The organism is Pseudomonas sp. AM14(2022), assembly GCF_036346455.1.
Lineage (GTDB): Bacteria > Pseudomonadota > Gammaproteobacteria > Pseudomonadales > Pseudomonadaceae > Aquipseudomonas > Aquipseudomonas putida_A.
Genome location: NZ_JAOTNY010000022.1, coordinates 24,219 through 46,093, shown reverse-complemented (window position 1 = coordinate 46,093; position 21,875 = coordinate 24,219). Strand labels below are relative to the sequence as shown.

At 61.9% G+C, this 21,875-nt stretch carries 19 protein-coding genes; 3 read left to right on the top strand and 16 right to left on the bottom strand.

The window, feature by feature from the left end; genetic code table 11:
- Nucleotides 1-109: 109 nt before the first annotated feature.
- Together V3W27_RS26420 and V3W27_RS26415 are read left to right on the top strand one after the other, a co-directional pair.
- Entirely contained in the window at nucleotides 110-1,237 is a 1,128-nt protein-coding gene (locus V3W27_RS26420; protein ID WP_027611962.1) for an acyl-CoA dehydrogenase, read from the top strand.
- A gap of 15 nt (nucleotides 1,238-1,252) precedes the next feature.
- A complete protein-coding gene (locus tag V3W27_RS26415; RefSeq protein ID WP_098963986.1) occupies nucleotides 1,253-2,026 on the top strand; it encodes an enoyl-CoA hydratase in 774 nt (257 codons plus the stop codon).
- 106 nt (nucleotides 2,027-2,132) lie between these two features.
- Here the strand turns inward: V3W27_RS26415 and V3W27_RS26410 are convergent, their stop codons facing one another.
- The 14 genes from V3W27_RS26410 to arnB form a co-directional block, all read right to left on the bottom strand.
- Nucleotides 2,133-3,284: an acyl-CoA dehydrogenase family protein gene (locus tag V3W27_RS26410; RefSeq protein WP_007969526.1), complete on the bottom strand. Its 1,152-nt coding sequence runs from the start codon at nucleotides 3,282-3,284 to the stop codon at nucleotides 2,133-2,135.
- 3 nt (nucleotides 3,285-3,287) lie between these two features.
- Nucleotides 3,288-4,394, bottom strand: coding sequence for an enoyl-CoA hydratase/isomerase family protein (locus tag V3W27_RS26405; RefSeq protein ID WP_330207920.1), 1,107 nt, complete (start codon nucleotides 4,392-4,394; stop codon nucleotides 3,288-3,290).
- 254 nt (nucleotides 4,395-4,648) lie between these two features.
- Nucleotides 4,649-5,338, bottom strand: coding sequence for an HPP family protein (locus tag V3W27_RS26400; RefSeq protein WP_330207919.1), 690 nt, complete (start codon nucleotides 5,336-5,338; stop codon nucleotides 4,649-4,651).
- Nucleotides 5,339-5,493: 155 nt separating this feature from the next.
- A complete protein-coding gene (locus V3W27_RS26395; protein WP_330207918.1) occupies nucleotides 5,494-6,672 on the bottom strand; it encodes an MFS transporter in 1,179 nt (392 codons plus the stop codon).
- A 203-nt stretch (nucleotides 6,673-6,875) separates the two neighbouring features.
- The gene (locus V3W27_RS26390; protein ID WP_330207917.1) at nucleotides 6,876-7,394 is read right to left on the bottom strand and encodes a GNAT family N-acetyltransferase; all 519 of its coding nucleotides are present in this window, start codon (nucleotides 7,392-7,394) and stop codon (nucleotides 6,876-6,878) included.
- Nucleotides 7,395-7,474: 80 nt separating this feature from the next.
- Complete coding sequence (locus V3W27_RS26385; protein ID WP_330207916.1) at nucleotides 7,475-9,073, bottom strand: ArnT family glycosyltransferase; 1,599 nt, start codon at nucleotides 9,071-9,073, stop codon at nucleotides 7,475-7,477.
- Complete coding sequence (locus V3W27_RS26380; protein ID WP_103367181.1) at nucleotides 9,070-10,449, bottom strand: UDP-glucose dehydrogenase family protein; 1,380 nt, start codon at nucleotides 10,447-10,449, stop codon at nucleotides 9,070-9,072. Before V3W27_RS26380 ends, V3W27_RS26385 begins: the two co-directional genes overlap by 4 nt.
- Nucleotides 10,446-10,859 carry a 4-amino-4-deoxy-L-arabinose-phosphoundecaprenol flippase subunit ArnF gene (gene arnF, locus V3W27_RS26375; protein WP_330207915.1) on the bottom strand — a complete coding sequence of 138 codons (414 nt, stop codon included), beginning with the start codon at nucleotides 10,857-10,859 and terminating at the stop codon, nucleotides 10,446-10,448. Before arnF ends, V3W27_RS26380 begins: the two co-directional genes overlap by 4 nt.
- The gene (gene arnE, locus V3W27_RS26370; protein WP_027611953.1) at nucleotides 10,856-11,200 is read right to left on the bottom strand and encodes a 4-amino-4-deoxy-L-arabinose-phosphoundecaprenol flippase subunit ArnE; all 345 of its coding nucleotides are present in this window, start codon (nucleotides 11,198-11,200) and stop codon (nucleotides 10,856-10,858) included. The genes arnF and arnE overlap by 4 nt, the downstream gene beginning before the upstream one ends.
- The gene (arnT, locus tag V3W27_RS26365) at nucleotides 11,197-12,846 is read right to left on the bottom strand and encodes a lipid IV(A) 4-amino-4-deoxy-L-arabinosyltransferase (RefSeq protein ID WP_330207914.1); all 1,650 of its coding nucleotides are present in this window, start codon (nucleotides 12,844-12,846) and stop codon (nucleotides 11,197-11,199) included. The genes arnE and arnT overlap by 4 nt, the downstream gene beginning before the upstream one ends.
- Nucleotides 12,843-13,727 (bottom strand): 4-deoxy-4-formamido-L-arabinose-phosphoundecaprenol deformylase, encoded by an 885-nt coding sequence (gene arnD / locus V3W27_RS26360; RefSeq protein ID WP_123586303.1) that lies wholly within the window; start codon nucleotides 13,725-13,727, stop codon nucleotides 12,843-12,845. Before arnD ends, arnT begins: the two co-directional genes overlap by 4 nt.
- The gene (arnA, locus tag V3W27_RS26355) at nucleotides 13,727-15,718 is read right to left on the bottom strand and encodes a bifunctional UDP-4-amino-4-deoxy-L-arabinose formyltransferase/UDP-glucuronic acid oxidase ArnA (protein WP_330207913.1); all 1,992 of its coding nucleotides are present in this window, start codon (nucleotides 15,716-15,718) and stop codon (nucleotides 13,727-13,729) included. The genes arnD and arnA overlap by 1 nt, the downstream gene beginning before the upstream one ends.
- Nucleotides 15,715-16,746, bottom strand: coding sequence for an undecaprenyl-phosphate 4-deoxy-4-formamido-L-arabinose transferase (gene arnC, locus V3W27_RS26350; protein WP_123586304.1), 1,032 nt, complete (start codon nucleotides 16,744-16,746; stop codon nucleotides 15,715-15,717). Before arnC ends, arnA begins: the two co-directional genes overlap by 4 nt.
- Nucleotides 16,743-17,891 (bottom strand): UDP-4-amino-4-deoxy-L-arabinose aminotransferase, encoded by a 1,149-nt coding sequence (gene arnB / locus V3W27_RS26345; protein WP_330207912.1) that lies wholly within the window; start codon nucleotides 17,889-17,891, stop codon nucleotides 16,743-16,745. Before arnB ends, arnC begins: the two co-directional genes overlap by 4 nt.
- A 439-nt stretch (nucleotides 17,892-18,330) precedes the next feature.
- On the opposite strand from arnB, the gene V3W27_RS26340 reads away from it, so the two are divergent.
- Nucleotides 18,331-19,221 (top strand): site-specific integrase, encoded by an 891-nt coding sequence (locus V3W27_RS26340; RefSeq protein ID WP_027611947.1) that lies wholly within the window; start codon nucleotides 18,331-18,333, stop codon nucleotides 19,219-19,221.
- Here the strand turns inward: V3W27_RS26340 and V3W27_RS26335 are convergent, their stop codons facing one another.
- Nucleotides 19,222-20,280 (bottom strand): ABC transporter ATP-binding protein, encoded by a 1,059-nt coding sequence (locus tag V3W27_RS26335; protein WP_330207911.1) that lies wholly within the window; start codon nucleotides 20,278-20,280, stop codon nucleotides 19,222-19,224. It lies immediately after the preceding gene.
- The gene (locus tag V3W27_RS26330; protein ID WP_330207910.1) at nucleotides 20,277-21,872 is read right to left on the bottom strand and encodes an ABC transporter permease; all 1,596 of its coding nucleotides are present in this window, start codon (nucleotides 21,870-21,872) and stop codon (nucleotides 20,277-20,279) included. Before V3W27_RS26330 ends, V3W27_RS26335 begins: the two co-directional genes overlap by 4 nt.
- Nucleotides 21,873-21,875 lie beyond the last annotated feature (3 nt).

Here is a 21,875-nt window from a genome sequence, read left to right as displayed (position 1 = left end):
CTCGCGATGGCGTCGTGTCAGTCAACACTGATTTATATGACCCACCGCTATCGCGAGCAGGCTCACTCCTACAAGGGAAAGCGGGTCGACTTGAATTTAAGGATTCACCATGATTCCCAACGAAGACCAAACCCAGATCCGCGACATGGCCCGACAGTTCGCCGAGGAACGGCTGAAACCGTTCGCCGCCGAGTGGGATCGCGAGCATCGTTTCCCCAAGGAAGCCATCGGCGAGATGGCCGAGCTGGGCTTCTTCGGCATGCTTGTGCCGGAGCAGTGGGGCGGCTGTGACACCGGCTACCTGGCGTACGCCATGGCCCTGGAGGAAATCGCCGCCGGCGACGGCGCCTGCTCGACCATCATGAGCGTGCACAACTCGGTGGGCTGTGTGCCGATTCTCAAGTTCGGCAACGACGACCAGCGCGAACGCTTCCTCAAGCCATTGGCCAGCGGCGCCATGCTCGGCGCCTTCGCCTTGACCGAGCCACAGGCCGGTTCCGACGCCAGCAGCCTGAAAACCCGCGCACGTCTGGAAGGTGATCATTACGTGCTCAACGGCTGCAAACAGTTCATCACTTCCGGGCAGAACGCCGGGATCGTGATCGTGTTTGCGGTGACCGATCCGAGTGCCGGCAAACGCGGGATCACGGCGTTCATCGTGCCCACCGATTCGCCGGGCTACAAAGTCGCCCGGGTCGAAGACAAGCTCGGCCAGCATGCGTCGGACACCTGCCAGATTCTGTTTGAAGACGTCAAAGTGCCGGTCGCCAACCGCTTGGGCGAAGAGGGAGAGGGCTACAAGATCGCCCTGGCCAACCTTGAAGGCGGGCGCGTCGGCATCGCTTCGCAAGCGGTGGGCATGGCCCGCGCTGCGTTCGAAGCGGCTCGCGATTACGCCCGCGAACGCGACACCTTTGGCAAACCGATCATCGAACACCAGGCCGTGGCCTTCCGCCTCGCCGACATGGCCACGCAGATCGCCGTCGCCCGGCAAATGGTGCATTACGCCGCGGCCCTGCGTGACAGCGGCCAGCCGGCGCTGGTCGAGGCTTCGATGGCGAAACTGTTCGCCTCGGAAATGGCCGAGAAGGTTTGCTCAATGGCGTTGCAGACGCTGGGCGGTTACGGTTACCTCAACGACTTCCCGCTGGAACGCATCTACCGCGACGTGCGCGTCTGCCAGATCTACGAAGGCACCAGCGACATTCAGCGCATGGTTATTTCGCGCAATCTCTGACAAGGAATCTTGCCCATGACTTACGAAACGATTCTGCTGGAAAACCACGGCCGCGTCGGCCTGATCACCCTCAACCGCCCACAGGCGCTGAACGCCCTGAACGCGCAACTGGTCAGCGAAGTGAACCATGCCCTCGATGGTCTGGAAGCGGATGCGAACATCGGTTGCATCGTCATCACCGGTTCGAAGAAGGCCTTCGCCGCCGGCGCCGACATCAAGGAAATGGCCGAGCTGACCTACCCGCAGATTTACATGGATGACCTGTTCAGCGACAGCGACCGTGTGGCCAACCGCCGTAAGCCAATCATTGCTGCGGTCAACGGTTTCGCCCTCGGTGGCGGCTGCGAACTGGCGCTGATGTGCGACTTCATCCTGGCCGGTGACAACGCCAAATTCGGTCAGCCGGAAATCAACCTCGGCGTGCTCCCGGGCATGGGCGGCACCCAGCGCCTGACCCGCGCCGTGGGCAAAGCCAAGGCCATGGAAATGTGCCTCAGCGGGCGGATGATCGATGCGGTGGAAGCCGAACGCTGCGGCATCGTTGCGCGGATCGTGCCGAGCGATGAACTGCTCGACGAGGCGCTGAAAGTCGCCGCAGTGATCGCCAGTAAATCGCTACCGATTGCGATGATGATCAAGGAAAGCGTCAACCGTGCGTTCGAAGTCAACCTGACCGAAGGCGTGCGCTTCGAACGCCGGGTGTTCCATGCGGCGTTTGCCACGCAGGATCAGAAGGAAGGCATGGCGGCGTTCGTCGCCAAGCGGACGCCGGAGTTTCAGGGCAAATAATGCGCTGACCTGACTGACGCCTTCGCGAGCAAGCCCGCTCCCACATGGGATTTGTGTACGACGCAGATCCCATGTGGGAGCGGGCTTGCTAGCGAAGCTTTTGGCGTTACAACTGGTAGTTCTTCAGCTCCCGCGCAATCACCATCCGCTGAATCTCGCTCGACCCCTCGTAGATCTGGGTAATCCGCGCATCGCGGTAGTACTTCTCGACCGGATAGTCCTCCAGATACCCATACCCGCCATGAATCTGAATCGCCGAGGAGCAGACCTTCTCGGCCATCTCCGAGGCGAACAGTTTGGCCTGCGATGCCTCCGACAGGCACGGTTTGCCCGCCGTGCGCAGGCGCGCCGCGTGCAGGATCATCAAGCGCGCCGCGTTGATTTGCATGTGCATGTCGGCCAGCAGGTTGGCGATGCTCTGGTGTTCGTTGATCGGCTTGCCGAACTGGATTCGGTCGCGGGAATACACCAGCGCCGCTTCAAACGCGGCCCGGGCGATGCCCAAGGCCTGCGCAGCAATGCCGATGCGGCCGCCTTCGAGGTTGGACAGGGCAATCGCCAGACCCTTGCCGCGCTCGCCGAGCAGATTGGCCTCGGGAATGCTGCAGTTGTTCAGGGTCACCGCGCAGGTGTCGGAGGCGCGGATGCCCATCTTGTGTTCGGTGCGATCGACGATGAAACCCGCAGTATCGGTGGGCACCAGGAACGCGGAAATGCCTTTCTTGCCCAGATCCGGATCCGTCACCGCAAACACGATCGCCAGTTTCGCCCGTTTGCCATTGCTGACGAATTGCTTGGCGCCGTTGATCACCCACTGGCCGTCGCGCAGTTCGGCGCGGGTGCGCAGGTTGTGCGCTTCGGAGCCGGCCTGCGGTTCGGTGAGGCAGAAGCAGCCAATCGTCTGGCCACTGGCGAGATCCGCCAGCCAGGTCTTTTTCTGTTCTTCGCTGCCGTAATTCAATACCGGCCCGCAGCCCACCGAGTTGTGGATGCTCATGAACGCGCCGGTCGCGCCATCGCCGGCAGAGATTTCTTCCACCGCCAGCGCATAGGCCACGTAATCGACGTAAGTGCCGCCCCATTCCTCGGGCACCACCATGCCGAGCAGACCGAGTTCGCCCATCTTCGCCACCAGTGCGTCGTCGATCCAGCCGGCCTTTTCCCAGGCTTGCGCATGCGGCGCGATTTCGCCACGGGCGAAGTCCCGGGCCATGTCGCGGATCATCACTTGTTCTTCAGTCAGTTCGAGATCGTGCATGGCTCAGCTCCCGCTCTCAGTAAAACCGTGAAAGAAACTCGCGACATGCCCGGCGTCCAGCGCAGCAAGGGTCGGCGGGTTCCAGCGTGGGGTCTTGTCTTTGTCGATCAGCAGGGCGCGCACGCCCTCGATCAGGTCGCCGCGTTCGAACCACTGGCGATCCAGATGCAGTTCGAGGGCGAAGCAGTGTTCCAGGCTCAGGTGCCGACCGCGACGGAGCATCTCCAGGGTCACGGCCATCGCCAGTGGCGAGCGGGTCTCCAGCAGGTCAGCGGTGCTTGTCGCCCACTCGTGGCTGTCGGCGACGGTGACTGCGCGCAGTTGCTCGACAATGCTCGGCACGTCCGGCAGGGCGAAGAAGTGGTCGATGGCCGGGCGCAGTTTCTCCAGCGGCGCATCGGCGAGGGTTTGCACGCCGTTTTTGGCGAGCAGGCCCTGCAGATCCTTGAGCGGCGTGTCGCGCCATTCCAGGTGATCGAGTTGTTCGTCGAGGCTCGACAGTTTGCTGCTGTCGACAAACCAGTCCGCCAGCCCGCAGTGCAACGCATCGGCCGCGCGAATCTGCACGCCGCTGACGCCCAGATAGATCCCCAGTACACCGGGAATCCGTGAGAGGAAATAGCTGCCGCCGACATCGGGGAAATACCCGATCGCCACTTCCGGCATCGCCAGCCGGCTCTTTTCGGTGACCACCCGCAAATCCGCACCTTGCACCAGGCCCATGCCGCCGCCGAGGACGAAACCGTCCATCAAGGCCAGCACCGGTTTGCGGTAATGATGAAGCGTCAGGTCGAGGGCGTATTCCTCGACGAAGAAATCTTCGTGCAGCGTGTCGCCGCTTTTGAAGCTGTCGTACAGCGAACGGATATCGCCACCGGCGCAGAACGCCTTCTCACCGGCACCGCGCAGCACCACGGCGTGCACGCTGGCGTCAGTCGCCCAGGCATCGAGTTGCTGCTGCAACTGACGAACCATGTCGAGGGTGATGGCGTTGAGACCGGCGGGGCGGTTGAGGGTCAGGTGACCGATGTGATTGCGAACCTCGGCCAGCACTTCGTCTGGCGTGGCATCCATGGACGGCGTCCGCGGGGATGAAGCCTGAGCAGTCATCACTAACTCCCTGCTTTTATTGTCTTTATTCGAGAAGCTCGCGCGCGAGCGTTGACGGATCGTAACAGTGCAAATTTGCCGTGTACAACCGGGATATGTGCAGGGGGAGTTTGCGTTTTTGCAGCAGGTTGAGGATTGCCTTTGTGGCGAGGGAGCTTGCTCCCGCCGGGCTGCGAAGCGGCCCGACACGGCGGTTTTACGACTGCTGCGCAGCCGAGCGGGAGCAAGCTCCCTCGCCACAGAGATGCAGGTGGTTATCGGGTGAAGACTTCGCCGATACTGCGGCGTTTGGCATGCAGCTCGCTGGCGTGGATCAGTTGTTCGAGGTCTTCGGGGGTGACGTCGATAAACGCTTCCATGTCGGCCAATGCCAGTTTCAAATCCTCAGCGGTAATTGCCTGGCTATCGACCGGTGCCAGTGCCGGCGCTGGCTCGGCCGGGCGCTTGGGGTAGCGGATGCGCGTCAGGTTGTTGTAGGCCAGCGCGCTGAGCAGCATGCAGGCGGCGGCGAGCATCACCGGTTCCATGGCTTTCCAGTCCATGGCGATGGTGGCCGGATCGGCCAGTACCAAGGTCAGCGCCAGTGCGCCGGCCGGTGGATGCAGGCAACGCAGCCAGCACATCAGGATCAACGCCATGCCTGCTGCCAGGCAGGCGCTGCCCAAGGTGCGGCCGAGGACGTGGGCCACCAGCAGCGCGACCACGCTGGCGCACAGATAGCCGCCGATGATCGACCAGGGTTGCGCGAGGGCGCCCGATGAGACGGCAAACAGCAACACGGCCGAGGCGCCCAACGGCCCGATCAGGTGGTACGCGACCTCGATGCCGAACACCTGACTGCACGCCCAGACGCTGAACAAGGTGCCCAGCGCCATGCCGATTGCGGCGCGGCTCCATTCGGTGGGGCGAGTGTTGATGGCGGCGGGCAACCAGCGAGCGAGCATGTGAATCGGGTCCTTGCAGTAAATTCGGGGCAAAAAAAAGGACTTGTCCGTTTCGGAAAGTCCTCGAAGCGTTCCAACTATTTGGGGGAGGAACGCGCACAGTGTGCCGTGCAAAGTCGATGCTGACAAATTCATATAAATGCTGCTTCAGTGCATTATTTTTGAGTTGTCGCCACGCGGCGTCCACTGACGAAACACAAGTACCCACCCAACGCCGCCAGAGCGCTCAGGGCGTAGAACATGCTCGGCGCCGGCGTGTGCATCAGCAGAACCCCGCACATCACCGGACTCAGCGCACCGCCCAGCGCCGCGAGGTTCTGCGCACCGTAGTAACTGCCGCGCAGCTCTTCGGGCGCGAGGGTGTCGACGAAGAGGAAATCCGCCGGATAGATGATCATCTCGCCGAGGGTGAAGATGAACATCGCCACGCACCAGCCGACCAGACTGTCGGCCAGGCTGAAGCCGATCAGACCGACGATGAACAACGCGGTGCCGCCGGCAATCCAGAACCGCAGGTGCTCACGCTTGAGGAAGCGGCCGATCTGGTATTGCAGCAGGATCACCGTGATCGCGTTGCAGGCGAGCAGGGCGGCCATGGTGTCGAGGGTCTGCTCCTGCGTGTGGGTCACCAGCAGATACTGCGACAGGTACAGGGTGAAGCGCCCGTGAACCAGGGTGCTGAGCAGGCAACCGAGGGTGAACAGGATCATCGTGCGGTCGTTTTTCAGAATGATCAGCGTCTTCAGGAAGCTCTGCGGCTGGCTCGCCTGCGACAGCGGGCTGACCTCGCGAGAGACGCCCAGCAACAGGAAAACGCTGCCAGCGGCAATCAGCCCGGCGACGATAAATGGCGCTGAAGGCTGAACCCCGGCAATCACCACGCCGATCATCGGGCCGACGGCGTAGCCAATATTGGTCAGCGTGTAGTTCAGCGAAAACGCCTTGACCCGCTGGCCGACCGGCAGGTTTTCACTGAGCATCGCTTTGGAACAGATCAGGAACAGCGCCGACGCCGTTTCACTGATGATCAGCACCAGCGTGACCAGGTACAGATTCTGCGCGAAGGTCAGCAGCATCAGGCCGACACCGCTGGAAAGCATGGTCAGGATCAATAGTTGGCGCTTGTCGAGGCGATCGATGATGTAGCCGCCGTACAGCGACAACAGCGTGGCACTGAACACGGCGATGCCCAACAGCAGGCCGACGTCTTGCGGGTTGAGACCCAGTTTGTTGCTGAGGAACAGGGTCAGCAGCGGGCTGATCAGGGCACGGCTGATGACGATGCTCAGCGAGGTGATCATCAGTCGGCGGATCAGGCGGGAGTAGGTGGCCACGAAGAGGTCAATGTCCTTATTTCAGAATGCGCGGGCGGCGTTGCCATCCTCACCGGGTCGCGCTCGGCGGTCAACCTGACACACCGCAAATCCGTGTGGGAGCGGGCTTGCTCGCGAAGGGGCCGGCACATCCAGCATCGTTATCAGCGGGCACACCGCCTTCGCGAGCAAGCCCGCTCCCACAGAGGGGATTGGCGGTGTTATCAATAGAGGGGCAGGAGCATGGCGCAGCGTCGCTCGGCGGCAAAGCCATGCTCGATTTCTTTCTGCAGAGCATCGAGCAAATGCGCTTCGTGCTCACCGGGTGCGACTTCCACAAACCCCATCCGCTGATAAAACGGCGCATTCCACGGCACGTCGCGAAACGTGGTCAGGGTCACGGCGCGCATTTGCTCACGGAGGGCATGTTCAATCGCGGCCAGCAGCAGTTGACGACCCACGCCTTGCCCCTGAAACGCCAGGCTGACGGACAGTTCTTCAATGTGCAGTTGGTTGTCGAAATCCAGCGCGCGAATAAACCCTGCCAGTTGCGCCGAGGTGTTTTCGGCGACCCAGACGTAGGCATTGTCGATGGCTTGGCGGTGTTGCGCGGCGCTTGCCACGTCGGTGTCGGCAAGCCAGGCGAGGGTAGGATCTGTGCGAAACAGCTCGGCGGCCGAGCGTTCGATGGCGGGGAGGGCGGCGGCATCATTCTGCCGCGCCCGGCGTACAACAAAACTCATGGTAAACAGTCCCTGTAGAAGCTGCCGCAGGCTGCGATCTTTTTCCTGAAAGCACAAAAGATCGCAGCCTCAATCAGTTCCTACAAGGGCTTCAGATACAACAGCACGTAATCGTTCTTGTCGAAACGCCCGGTCAGCACCGGTTGCAGGCTGGCCAGCGAGGTGCCTTGCAGCGATTGCAGGTCCTTGCTGTCCATCATCAACCAGGCCGGGGCTTTGAGGGCTTCGAGTTGCTGCACCGTTTCGGTGAACTGCGGTTGCAGATCCTGCTCGACGTTGACCATGAACTTGATCGCCTTGGCGTCTTTGCCCATGCCGTGCAGCACCAGCGGGGCCGGGTTCTGCTGCACCTGCGCGAAGGCAGCACGACTGAACGCCTGCGTGTCGTACAGACGTCGCTCCACCGGTTCGAACACCGCGGCATACACCGTCCACAAGGCTAACACCGAGCACAGCGCCAACACTTCGGCCCGCCAGCGCGGGATCATCAGACGCGACAACGCGAGTAATTGCAGAACGCCGAGCACGACCAGCACCAGGGTGATGCCGTCGAGCTGCTCGGGAAAACGGCGCTTGGCAACCAGCAGGGCCACCATCAACAGTCCCGGCGTCACCAGCCAGATACCTTGAATCACCCCACGCAATACGCGGAACACCCGACCGTGCAGCACCTGAAACGGGTACGCGGCGATGATCGCCGCCATCGGCAACATCGGCAGCAGGTAACGCGCCTTCTTCGCCTGTGGAATCGACAGGCCGACCATGACGATCAGCCCGGCGGCGGCGCAATATTGCACCAGACGCAAGGCCGGCCCGCGCTGATGCGGTTTGCTCAGCCAGGTCGCGGCCAACGCCAGGATCGCCAGCGGATACGCCAGTGCGTAGTTGCCGATGGAGCTGGTGAAGTAATACAGCGAACCACTGACGCCTTCACTGCCGTCCATGCGCCCCATGAACTGCATGCGGATCACGTCCTGCAGGAAGGCTTCGCCACCGCTGAGTTTCGCCAGCCACAACAGCAGGCTGACACACGCTGCGAGTAACACAGAAGCGATCACGCCGAACACGAAGAGGCGTTTCCACTCACGGTTGAGCAGGTAGTAACTGCAGAGCATGCCGGTCGGTACCACCAGGCCGATAGGCCCGCGAATCCCGAAGCCCAGCAACAGCAGGACAAAGATCAGCGGCCAGCGCCGGCGCGAGCCGAAGTGGTCGTGCGCATAGCCCAGATAAAACACCGACAGCGCCACGGCGGCGAGCATCAGGTCTTGCGACACCGCGCGCACTTCGGTGACGAAGGTGCTGGTGAGCATCAACAGCGCGATGCTGATCAGGGCCCAGTGTTGCGAATGCACCGCCAGCAAGCGATACATCAACGTCACGATCACGCCGCCGGCAATGGCACTCGGCAGCCATGCCGTGAGGGTGTTGACCGCGCCAAAGGGCAACGACAACAACCAGATGAACAGCGTCGAGAGCGCCGAATAGTCGGCGTACGGCTCACCGTAAGTGGTCGGGAATACCGTTGGCCCGTGCCGGAGCATCTCCTGGGCAAACAGTACGAAACGTGAATCGAAGCCAATGGGCGCCTGTCCGTAAACCCCGGCGATGAACAGCAACAGTGCCAGCAGCCCTGCGATCAGGGACTGCCGGCGGATGACAGGCGACAACGTGATCAAGCGACGTCCGCTTTGTCAGACCATTGCTGCAGCGGCATCGGCAGTTTGCGCGAGTCGCCACGGCCGATCGGGAAGTACTTGAAGCCGTTGCGTGCCAGACGCTCGGCGTCGTACAGGTTGCGGCCGTCGAAGATCACCGGGGCTTTCAGGCGTTGCTCGATCAGGTCGAAATCCGGCGCCTTGAACTGCTGCCATTCGGTGCAGATGATCAGCGCATCGGAACCCGCCAGCACCGATTCCGGGGTGCCCATCAGCATCAGTTTTTCTTCGTTCGGGTACAGATGCTGGGTTTCCTGCATCGCTTCCGGGTCGAACGCGCGAACGCTGGCGCCAGCAGCGAACAACGAATCGAGCAGGACACGGCTCGGCGCGTCGCGCATGTCGTCGGTGTTTGGCTTGAACGCCAGGCCCCACAGGGCAAAGGTCTTGCCGCGCAGGTCACCCTTGTAGAACGCGTTGATACGGTCGAACAGCTTGTGCTTCTGCCGCTCGTTGATCGCCTCGACCGCTTGCAGCAGGTCACTGGAGCAGTGTGCCTGCTCGGCGCTGTGGATCAGCGCGCGCATGTCTTTCGGGAAGCACGAGCCACCATAACCGCAGCCCGGGTAGATGAAGTGGTAACCGATGCGCGTGTCGGCACCGATGCCCTGACGGACCGACTCGATGTCGGCGCCCAGGTGTTCGGCCAGTTCGGCGATCTGGTTGATGAAGCTGATCTTGGTCGCCAGCATGCAGTTGGCGGCGTATTTGGTCAGCTCGGCGCTGCGCAGGTCCATGAACATGATGCGGTCATGGTTGCGGTTGAACGGCGAGTACAGGTCGCGCATCACATCTTGCACTTCGTCACCTTCGCAGCCGATGACGATGCGGTCCGGACGACGGCAGTCGGCCACCGCCGAACCTTCCTTGAGGAATTCCGGGTTGGAGACGATATCGAACTGCAGCTCACGACCGGCCTTGTCCAGTGCGGCTTGAATGTGCGCACGCAGGGTGTCGCCGGTGCCGACCGGTACGGTGGACTTCTCCACCAGGATCAGCGGCTGCTCACGGTGCCGCGCCACGGCGTCACCTACCGACAGCACGTATTTCAGATCGGCCGAGCCGTCTTCGCTGGACGGTGTACCCACGGCGATGAACGCAACGCGACCGTGTTGTACGGCGAGTTTTTCATCGGAAGTGAAATGCAGGCGGCCGGAGTCCAGACCTTCGCGCACCAGGCTCGACAGGCCCGGTTCGAAGATGCTGACGTGACCCTGGCGCAGCAGCTCGACTTTCTTCTGATCGATGTCCATGCACACGACGTCGTGACCGACTTCGGCCAACACGGCGGCCTGCACCAGGCCAACATAACCGCTACCAAATACTGTGATTTTCATGGAGCACTCCTGAATTCGGGCGCACGAGACGGACGAGTGTTAATAGTGATGACCCCGAGCATGACCAGTGCCACGCCCAGCGATTTAGTGAAACTGAACGATTCGTTGAACAGCGGCAGACTGGCCGCCAGCAGGTACACCAGCGCGTAGCTGATGCTCAATAGTGAATAAGCCCGGCCCAGCGGCAGATCGCGCAATGCCGCGAGCCAGCAGAGCATCGACAGGGCGTAGGCGAAAATCGCCGCCACCACCACGGCCAGTGCCGACAGATCGACACTGCCGGCGCTCAACGCCGTCAGCCATTGTTCCGGTTGCGGCAGGCGCGTCATGCTCCAGCGCATGCCCAGTTGGGCGCCACTGACCAGCATTACGCTGCCCAGAGCAAAACCGATACCACGTGCCTTGTTCATGACTGTTGCCCCAGTAAAACTACGCCGCCGATCACCAGCGCCACGCCCAGCCAATGCTGACGGTCGATGGGCTCGCGAAAAACGAAGCGAGCGATCAGGGTGATCAGCACGAAGTTGAGGCTGAGCATCGGGTAAGCGATGCCCACTTCAAGACGTTGCAACACCAGCAGCCAGACCAGCAGCCCGCTGCCGAGAGCAAACAGCGCCAGCCACAACCATGGCGAACGCAGTTTGTCGGCCCAGGACGAATCAACGCCGCGCCAGCTCTCCACGGCGAATTTCTGCGCGACTTGCCCCAGGCACGTCAGCAGACACGCCGTCAGTAACAGCAACCAACTCATGACGGATCCTTGGGCAGCACCATGATCACCAGATTGCCCGACTCATAACGGGTACCGTCCTTGGGCAGCAGGTCCAGCTCTTCGAGCTCGTCCTGGCCCTTGACGCGCATCAGCACGCCGACCGAGCCGCTGCGGCGCGCTTCACGTACCCATTGTTGAACGTTGTCCTTGGTGAGTCGGCGTTCAGCGCCTTCCGGGAAGGACAGACCGTATTTGAGTTCGCCGACCGTGTTGTACAGCGCGACCTCTGGTTGTTTCATGCGCCAGGCCAGCGCTGCCGCCGCACCCAGATCATTGCTCAGCAGGTGAGTGGCGCCGGACAGTTCGGTGACATGGTGGCGGATGAACTGATCCGGGGTTTTGTTGGCCACCACCGACTTGGGCAACGCCGCCGGCAGGATTCCCGCCAGCAACAGGCTGCCCAGCGCCGGCGCCGCCCAGCACTGCAGCGGCAGGAACGCTTGCGCCAGGTTGGCGATGATCCAGCCGATCAGGGCGATGAACACCAGCACCAGGCTGTGCAGTTCGTGGTCGTACACAGGTTTGTTCAGTTGCAGGTAAACCAGTGCAATCAGCGTGACCACACCCAGCAGCAGGTTCAGCAGACCGTTGATTCCCAGCGCCCGACCTTGTTCGAGACGCAGACGATCAGCCAGCGTATTGCCCAGCAGCAGTGCCAATGGCAGCAGACACGGCAGGATGTAGGTCGGCAGCTTGCCGTTGCTCAGGCTGAAAAAGCCCAGCGGCAACCACAGCCACAACAGCAGGAAGACCATGTTCGGCTGGGCCCGGGTTTGCCAGGCTTGCTTGAACGCGGTCGGCAACAGGCCAACCCACGGCAGACTGAATGCCACCAGCAGCGGCAGGTAGAACCACCACGGTGCATCGTGCTGCGCATCGTCACCGGCAAAGCGCCGGATGTGTTCGTGCCAGAAGAAGAACCGCCAGTAATCCGGTTCTTGTGCGTGCACCGCCAGCGCCCACGGCAAGCTGACGATGATCGCGATGGCGATCGCCACCGGACCGAACACCAGTAGTTCACGCCAGCGTTTCTGCCAGAGCATCCACGGCAATGCGATCAGTACCGGCAGCAACCAGGCGAGAAAGCCCTTGGTCATGAAACCCATGCCGCAGGCCAGCCCCAGCAGCGCCCAGGCGCCCAGCCGTTGCCCGGTGCTGCGGCTGTCGAGCGCAAACCACAGCGCCACCAGGCTCAGGTTGACCCAGAAGGTGAATTGCGGATCGAGGTTGGCGTACCCGGCCTGACCGGCGACGACGGTGAAGCTCATGTAGAGCAGGGCGCAGACGAAGCTCTTGCGCGGATCGCTCCATAACCTGCGCGCGACCAGGTAGGCCAGCAGCACACTCAAAGCGGTGCTGAGGGCCGAGGCGAAGCGCACGCCGAACAGATTCTGCCCGAACAATTCCTGGCCGATGGCGATCATCCAGTAGCCGGCAATCGGTTTCTCGAAATACCGCAGCCCCATGAAATGCGGCGACACCCAGTTGCCACTGAGCAGCATGTCCTGGCTGATCTGTGCGTAGCGGGTTTCGTCGGGGATCCACAGGCCATGGGTGCTCAACGGCAACAGATAGGCCAGCAGACAGAGGCCGACCAACAGCGGCAGTGCCCAGCGTCTGGTCATGCGCCTTGCACTCCCAGCCAGCCTTCACGGCCTTCGAGCACACCTCGTTGCACGCGGCCCACGGGCAGGGTGTTGAAAAACTCGGGCAACAAGTCGCCCAAGGGTTTGAAGTCAATATTGCGCTGGCGTGCATCGGCCAGCAATTGACGAAAGTCCTGAGCCATCAGAATCCCTTCTACTTCGGCATGAATGGTGTAGACGTTGAGTGCTTGCGACTGGAACCGGTCGAGGATGAAGGCGTTGAAGTCCTTCGCCGCCACGTGCGGGCCGACGACTTCGTCGAAGGTCGGCAGGTCCACCGGAATCTGCGGAGTGCCCAGCGAACCGTCCGCCAGCAGCGGACGGAACAGGCTCTGCCCGCGGCAATCGCTGTTATAGCGAAAGCCGAAGGTCTGCTTGGCCTCGATCACGCGCTCGTCCGCACGCCAACCGGCGGCGGCCGAACACTGGATCTTTTCGCCGAGGATGTCGCTCAAGGTATCGACGCCGCGCCGGATCTGTTCGATCAGTTGCGCGTCGCTCCAGCGCCCGGCGTTGGCCTGCCAGCCATGGTGATCCCAGGCGTGCAGGCCGACTTCGTGACCGGCGTCCCGGGCCTGACGCATCAGGTGTCCGAGATCACGGCCAATCGGTTTGCCGGGCCAGGCAGTGCCGGCCAGCAAAATGTCCCAGCCGTACAGGCCGGCAGCGTTGGAGCGCAGCATTTTCCAGAGGAACTGCGGGCGGATCAGGCGCCACAGATGCCGACCCATGTTGTCCGGGCCGACACTGAAGAAAAACGTTGCCTTGACCTGCGCCTCGTCGAGCATCTCCAGCAGCCGCGGCACACCTTCTCGGGTGCCACGGTAGGTGTCGACATCGATACGAAGACCTGCCTGCATTACTTCTTGTCCGCGATTTCGAGCATGGCTTCACGCAGGAAGAAGTCCAGGGTGTTGCCGATGGTCTCGCGCATTTCCACGGTCGGCTCCCAGTTCAGCAGGCGCTTGGCGTTGGCGATGCTTGGCTTGCGGTGTTCCACGTCCTGGTAACCGGCACCGTAGAACGCCTTGCTTTCCACGTCGCGGAAACCGGCGAACGGAGGGAAGTTGTGACGCAGCGGGTGCGCTTCGAACTGACGCAGCAGCTCTTCGCCCAACTGACGGATGCTGGCTTCGTTGTCCGGGTTGCCAATGTTGATGATCTGGCCGTTGCAGACATCGTTGTCGTTGTCGATGATCCGCGCCAGGGCTTCAACGCCGTCAGCGATGTCAGTGAAGCAACGCTTCTGCTCGCCACCGTCGAACAGACGGATCGGCGTGCCTTCCACCAGGTTGAGGATCAGTTGGGTGATGGCGCGGGAGCTGCCGATACGCGCCGAATCCAGACGGTCCAGACGCGGGCCCATCCAGTTGAACGGACGGAACAGGGTGAAGTTCAGGCCCTTGGCGCCGTAAGCCCAGATCACGCGGTCCAGCAGTTGCTTGGAGACCGAGTAGATCCAGCGCTGCTTGTTGATCGGACCGACGATCAGGTTCGAGCTGTCTTCGTCGAAGTTCTTGTCCTGGCACATGCCATAGACTTCCGAAGTCGACGGGAAAATCACGCGCTTGTTGTACTTGACGCAGTAGCGCACCAGTTTCAGGTTTTCTTCGAAGTCCAGCTCGAATACGCGCAGTGGGTTGCGGGTGTATTCGATCGGGGTGGCGATGGCCACCAGCGGCAGGACCACGTCGCACTTCTTGATGTGGTACTCGATCCACTCGGAGTGAATGCTGATGTCGCCTTCGACGAAGTGGAAGTGCGGGTGGCTGCGCAGACGGTCGATGGCGTCGGAGCCGATGTCCAGACCGTAGACTTCGTAGCGGTCGTCACGCAGCAGGCGCTCGGACAGGTGGTTACCGATGAAACCGTTGACGCCCAGGATCAGTACGCGAGTACGACGTGGCGCACGACCGGATTCGGCGCCGCGCAGCAACGAGCCATCGACCAGACCCAGTTCGTTGGCCAGTTGCGGGCCGCTGAGGTACAGGCCGTTGTCGTTGCGCTGACCGGCGTTGATCACCAGCGAGTCCTGACCGCAGGCAATGCGCAGCGGATCGACGCTGATCACGCGGCCTGGCGCCTGGCCTTCGTTGCCCTTGACGACTTCGGCGCTCCAGACGATCAGTTTGTGCTCGCCCACGGCGCAGAACGCACCCGGGTAAGGACGGGTCACGGCGCGCACCAGGTTGAACAGTTCTTCGGCCGGTTTGGCCCAGACCAGTTTGCCGTCCGCCGGGGTGCGACGACCGAACACGGTGGCTTTCGATTCGTCCTGCGGGGTTTCAGTGATCTTGCCTTGCAGCATGTTCGGCAGGGTGTCGCGCAGCAGGTCGCTGGCGGCGGTGCGCAGTTTGGCATGCAGGGTCAGGCCGGTGTCGCTGCGCTCGATGGCAACGCGCTGCTGGGCAACGATGGCGCCGGCATCAGCGCGCTTGACCATGCGGTGCAGGGTCACGCCGGTTTCGGTTTCGCCGTTGACCAGCACCCAGTTCGCCGGAGCGCGGCCGCGATAGCGTGGCAGCAGCGAACCGTGCAGGTTGAACGCGCCTTTTTTGGCCAGGGCCAGCAGTGGTTCGCTCAGCAGATTGCGGTAGTAGAAGGAGAAAATGTACTCCGGATCCAGCTTGGCGATGCGCTCGATCCACAGTGGGTGGTTGGCGTCTTCCGGCGCGTGCACCGGGATGCCTTTGTTGGCGCACAGCTGTGCAACCGAGGCATAGAACGCGTTTTCTTTCGGATCATCGGCGTGAGTGAACACTGCTGCAATGTCATAGCCGCTGTTGAGCAGGGCTTCAATGCCGGCGCAGCCAATATCGTGGTAGGCGAAGACAACAGTTTTTGCACTCATGAGAGAACCTGATCGGAAGTGGAAGAAGTAGCGGTAGAAGAAAGACCATCAACGGTGACGGCAGGGGCCGGAGCGGCCGGCTGGCTGCGCAACACCTTTTCGATGAAGAAACGTGGACGGGCGCGCACATCGCTGTACATGCGGCCGAGGTATTCACCCAGCAGGCCCATGCCGATGAACTGACCACCGGTGAACACGAACAGCACGGCGAACAGCACGAACATGCCGTCACCGGCCCAACCGGCACCGAAGGCCAGACGCAAGACAATCAACGCAATCGCGAACAGCACGCCCAAGCCGGCCATGGCGAAGCCGACGATGCTGAGCAAGCGCAGCGGGGTGGTGGTCATGCAGGTGACCAGATCGAACATCAGGTTGATCAGGCGCATCGGGCTGTATTTCGAGTCGCCGTGTTCACGCTCGGCGTGGGCCACGACGATTTCGGTGGTGTGACGGGCGAAGCTGTTGGCCAGGATCGGGATGAACGTGCTGCGTTCGCGGCAGGCGAGCATCGCGTCGATGATGGTGCGGCGGTAGGCGCGCAGCATGCAGCCGTAGTCGCTCATGGCGACGCCGGTGGAGCGTTGCACGGCAAGGTTGATCAGCTTCGACGGATAACGGCGCAGTGCCGAGTCCTGACGATTGCCGCGCACGGTGCCGACCACGTCGTAACCTTTTTCGGCTTCGGCCACCAGCCGCGGGATTTCTTCCGGCGGGTTCTGCAGGTCGGCGTCGAGGGTGATCACCACGTCGCCCTTGCACTGTTCGAAACCGGCCATGATCGCGGCGTGCTGACCATAGTTGCGGTTGAGAATGACCGCCACGAACGGGCTGTTTTCACGCCCGGCGGCTTCTTCGAGCATGTTCGCCGATTCGTCGCGGCTGCCGTCGTCGACCAGCACGATTTCAAAATCGTGGTGCAACTGGCGGCAGGCCGCCTCGGTACGACGCAGCAGCTCGGGCAGGCTTTCCTGTTCGTTGTAGACCGGGATGACGATCGACACGCTACGGATTGGATAAGGTTTCACAGGCGTTTTTCCATGATTTGAGCGATGGCACCGACCACCCGGTCAAGGTCTTGACCGGTCATGTCGGGGAACAGCGGAATCGAGCACAGCCGCGCCGAGTTCCATTCGGTGTTGGGCAGGTAGAGGTCGGGGTCACGCTGGCGATACCAGGTGTGCAGGTGGGTGGCGATGAAATGGATACCGGTGCCGATGCCCTGATCCTGCAACGCCTTCATGAACGCTTCGCGGTCCATGCCGCAACGCTCGCTGTCGATGCGCAGGATGAACAGGTGCCAGGCGTGTTGCTGGGCATAGGCGGGCAGGGCCAGCGGTTGCACCGGCAGGCCTTCGAATTTTTGCAGGTAGCTGGTGGCCAGCTCGGTGCGGCGAGTGTTGATTTCGTCCAGACGTTGCAACTGCACCAGGGCAATCGCGGCGTTGATGTCGGCCAGGTTGTACTTGAAACCCGGTTCCATCACTTGCGCCTGCGGCTTGCGGCCACCGGTCAGACGGTCATAGGCGTCAACGCCCAGGCCGTGGAATTTGAGCATGCGCACGCGGCTGGCAAGGGCTTCGTCGTCGGTGACGAACATCGCGCCTTCGGCACAGGTCATGTTCTTGATCGCATGGAACGAGAAGATCGCCGTGCCTTGCGAACCGACGTGGCGCCCCTTGTAGCGGGTGCCGGCGGCGTGGGCGGCGTCTTCGATGACCGGGATGCCGTGCTTGTCGGCCAGGGCATACAGCGGATCGAGATCGAATGCAGCGCCGGCGTAGTGCACCGGAATGATTGCTTTGGTTCGCGGAGTGATGGCCGCTTCAATGCGCGCAGCGTCGGTCATCAGCGTGTCGCGGTCGACATCGACAAACACCGGTTTGGCGCCCAGCAGGGAGATCATGTTGGCGGTCGAGACCCAGGTCTGCGACGGGGTGATGACTTCGTCGCCCGGGCCGATGCCCAGGGCCAGCAGCGTGATGTGCATGCCGCCGGTGGCCGAAGACAGGGCCACCGCGTGCTTGCAACCCACATACTGCGCAAACTGCTCTTCGAGTGCCTGGTTTTTCGGCCCCGTGGTGATCCAGCCCGAGCGCAACACCTGCTCGACAGCGGCAATTTCCTCATCGCCAATACTTGGGCGGGAGAAGGGGAGAAACGCCTGACTCATGGGCACCTCATTACAAAAAAAATAAAGGATGGATTCACGCGGTTATTGGATCCAGCCTCAGCGTAGACACAGAAAAGCGCTCCTGCATCAATAACTTGGCAAAAAAAGCATGACGTCGGGGATTGATTGACTTTTCACGATTTGCCCGGCAGGTTGGGGCATAGCCACTACCGAACCTATGGGAATTAAGGTTATGCCGGTTTTTGTGAAAGGAACATGAAAAACCGGTTGGCGAATCGTTTATCTGTCACTTATACAGCCGCTGTTCAGGCTTCTGCCGTCCATCGCAGTTTTTTGTCGGACAGTGCCGCTCAAGTACCTTCTTTACTTCAAGTACATTGCATTTGTTAGTTGTTGTAGTGCTGTACATTTTTTACTCAAGGTTTAACGTTTGATTGATTTAGTTGCTGCAACCCCTGACGCTCCAAAAACCAACCCGATGAGCCTGTACCTCGCGCGTTTGGCGCCCTCCAGCCAACTGACCATGCGCTATGTGCTGCAAGATGCGGCCGATCGCCTGGGCTTTGAAGACATGAATGTCGAAGAGATTCCCTGGCATGCCTTGCAACCGGAAGATGTTGTAGCGCTGGTCGCTGCATTACGTGCAGACAACTACGCACCGAACACTTCTTCGTTGTATGTGAATGCGGTGCGCGGGGTGATGAATGAGGCCTGGCGCATGAGTCTGATCAGCCAGGAACATCTTCTGAAGATGCGTTCGGTCAAGGGCATCGCCGGCACGCGGCTGTCTCAGGGGCGCAATCTCAAGCGCACGCTGATACACGAACTGATGGAAGTCTGCGCCGCCGATCCACGCCCGCAGGGCCTGCGTGATGCGGCAATCATCGCGTTGCTGTACGGCACCGGCATGCGCAAGTCGGAATCGGTGGATCTGGACCTGAATCAGGTTGATTTCAGCGAGCGCAGCCTGTGCGTCACCGCCAAGGGCAACAAGCAGTTGATCAAGTACGCGCCGGCATGGGCGTTCAGCAAGCTCGACGCGTGGCTCGAACTACGCCGTTCACAGCTCAAGGAAGGCGAGAGCGACGATGCCTTCCTGTTCAACCGCATTCGCCGTGGCAGCCACATCACCCGCGAGCGCATCACCAAACATGCGATCTACTACATTGCTCGCCAGCGCGGCACGCAGGTCGGGGTGAAGATCATGCCCCACGATTTCCGTCGCTCGTTCATCACTCGGGTGATCGAGGAGCACGACCTGTCGATCGCGCAGAAACTGGCGCATCACAGCAATATCCAGACCACCGCCAACTACGATGTGCGCGATGACAACGAGCGGCGGCGGGCGGTGGATCGCTTCGATCTCTGATCAGCTCAGGCCAAACACATGCGCCGCACCGAGTACCGACAGCTGCACCGCGCTGCCGGCGGGCGGCGCGTGCATGCCGGAGCTGCGCACCAGAATCGAACGGGCCGGATCCTGAGTCGCGGATGAGCTCAGTTCAACCGTCAGGGTGCAGGTGTTGCCGGCAAAATCGCGGTCGGTGACCAGCGCAGGGCAGCTTTGGCCGTCAGACGCCACCTCGGCGATCTGCAATTGTTCAGGACGCAGCATGATCTGTGCAGCGCCGCTGAAGCCGTTGCTGTTCACCGCCACCGGACCCAGATCGCAATGCGCCCAACCCGCCTCGATTCGCGCGGGCAGGACCACCGCTTCGCCGAGAAAGTGCGCGGTCTGTTCATCCTCCGGATAGCGGTAGAGATCCATCGGATGCCCGGACTGCACCAGCCGGCCGCTGCGCATCACCGCCAATTGATCGGCAAACGACAACGCTTCGCTCTGATCGTGAGTCACCAGAATGGTGGTGACGCCGGCGTCTTCGAGCAGGCGCGCGACCATTTTGCGCATGGCACTGCGCAAACCGGTGTCGAGGGCGGAGAACGGCTCGTCCAGCAGCATCAGCCGTGGTTGCTGCGCCAGAGCGCGGGCCAGCGAGACCCGCTGTTGCTGGCCACCGGACAATTCGTGGGGCCAACGGTTGGCCATGTTGGCGTCGAGGGCGACGCTGTCCATCAACTCAAGGATGCGCTGGGTGCGGGCCGCACCGGTCAGGGCCAGGCCGAAACCGATGTTCGCCGCCACCGTCATGTGCGGGAACAACGCGCCGTCCTGCGGGACGTAGCCGATCTGCCGTTGATAGGCCGGCACTGCGTGGCTGCGGTCGACCAGCGTCTGGCCGTTGAGGGTGAGGCTGCCGCTGTCGGGAAACTCGAAGCCGGCGATCATCCGCAACAGCGTGGTCTTGCCGGAACCGGAGGGGCCGACTATCACCGTGCGGCTGCCGGTCGGCACGTTGAGGCTGACGTCGTCGAGCGCCTTCTGCGCGCCGAAGGTTTTACTGAGGTTGAGCAGTTCGAGAGCGTTCATCGGCCAGCGGTACGCCTGGATTGGTGATAGAGAATGGCCGTCAGCGGCAGTGAAAGCAGGATCATCAGCAGCGCATACGGCGCTGCGGCGGCGTAATCGATTTCGCTGGTCATCGCCCAGAATCCGGTGGCGAGGGTGCGCGTGCCGTTGGGCGCTAGCAGCAGGGTTGCGGTCAGTTCATTGGTGATTGCCAGGAACACCAGTGCCGCACCTGCCGCCGCGCCGGGAGCTGCCAAGCGTACGGTGATCAGCCACAATGCGCGTATCGGCGAGCGGCCAAGGCTTTGCGCGATGTTTTCCAGCTCGACCGGGGCCTGCGCGAAACCGGCGCGCAGACTGACCAGCGCCCGGGGCAGGAACATCAGCAGATAAGCCAGCAGCACGGTGATGGTGGTCTGGTAGATCGGCCGGGCGAAATGGATGGTCACAGTGACCAACGCCAGCGCAACGACAATGCCGGGCAGGGAGCTGGTGATGTAGTTGCAGCCTTCCAGCAAGCGCTGCAGTTTGCCCGGCGAGCGGATCGACAGCCACGCGATGGGAATCGCCGCAACACTGGTCAGCAACGCGCCGGCAACGCCGTACGACAAGGTCTGCAGCAAGGCCGGCAAAAGTTCGTCGCCTTCCCAGACCTGCACGCCACCGGCCAGCAGCCAGCGGCCCAGCGTGAGCAACGGCACACCGAGCGCGAGCAGGCAGGTCAAGGTTTGCAGCAATAAAGCCAGGGTTGTCACGCCTCGGCCCAGTTGCACGCTGCGCTGGTCCCGGGCGCTGCCGGAACCGACTCGCGCATAGCGGGCGTTGCCACGGGCGGCAGATTCGGCGGTGAGCATCGCCAGACAGCACAGCGCCAGAACGCCAGCGAGCATGTTGGCCGCCGGGCCGTTAAACGTCGATTTGAACTGATCGAAGATCGCTGTGGTGAAGGTGTCGAAACGGATCATCGCGTACAAGCCGTACTCGGCCAGCAAATGCAGACCGACCAACAACGCGCCACCGCAGATTGCCAGGCGCAGTTGGGGCAACACCACCCGAAAGAACACCGCCCATGGCTTGAGTCCCAAGGATTGCGCGACGTCTTCAATCGCCGGATCGAGACGACGCAAGGTCGCGGCAATCGGCAAATACAGAAACGGGAAATAGGCGATCACCGACACCAGCACACCGGCCGGCAGACCGTGGATCGACGGAATCAGGCTGACCCACGCATAACTGTGGACGAACGCCGGCACGGCCAGCGGAGCCACCGCCAGCACTGACCACAGGCGTCGGCCGGGCAGGTTGCTGCGTTCGGTCAGCCAGGCCAAGGTGGTTCCGAGCAGGATGCACAGCGGCAGGGTGATCAGCACCAGCAGCACGGTGTTGATCAGCAATTCGCCGACCCGCGGGCGAAAGATCAGGGCTTCGATGGTCGCCCAGCCGGTGTACCACGCCACGCCGATGACGAACGCAATCGGCAGCAGGGACAACAACGACACCAGCACCGCCGAGCTCACCACCCACGAACTGCCACGCCCGGCCAGCGTGCGGGGCGGGTGAATGAGGCTGGCGGCGGCCGTCGCAACGGCCGGTGCAGGCAAGGTTTCGGGCATCAC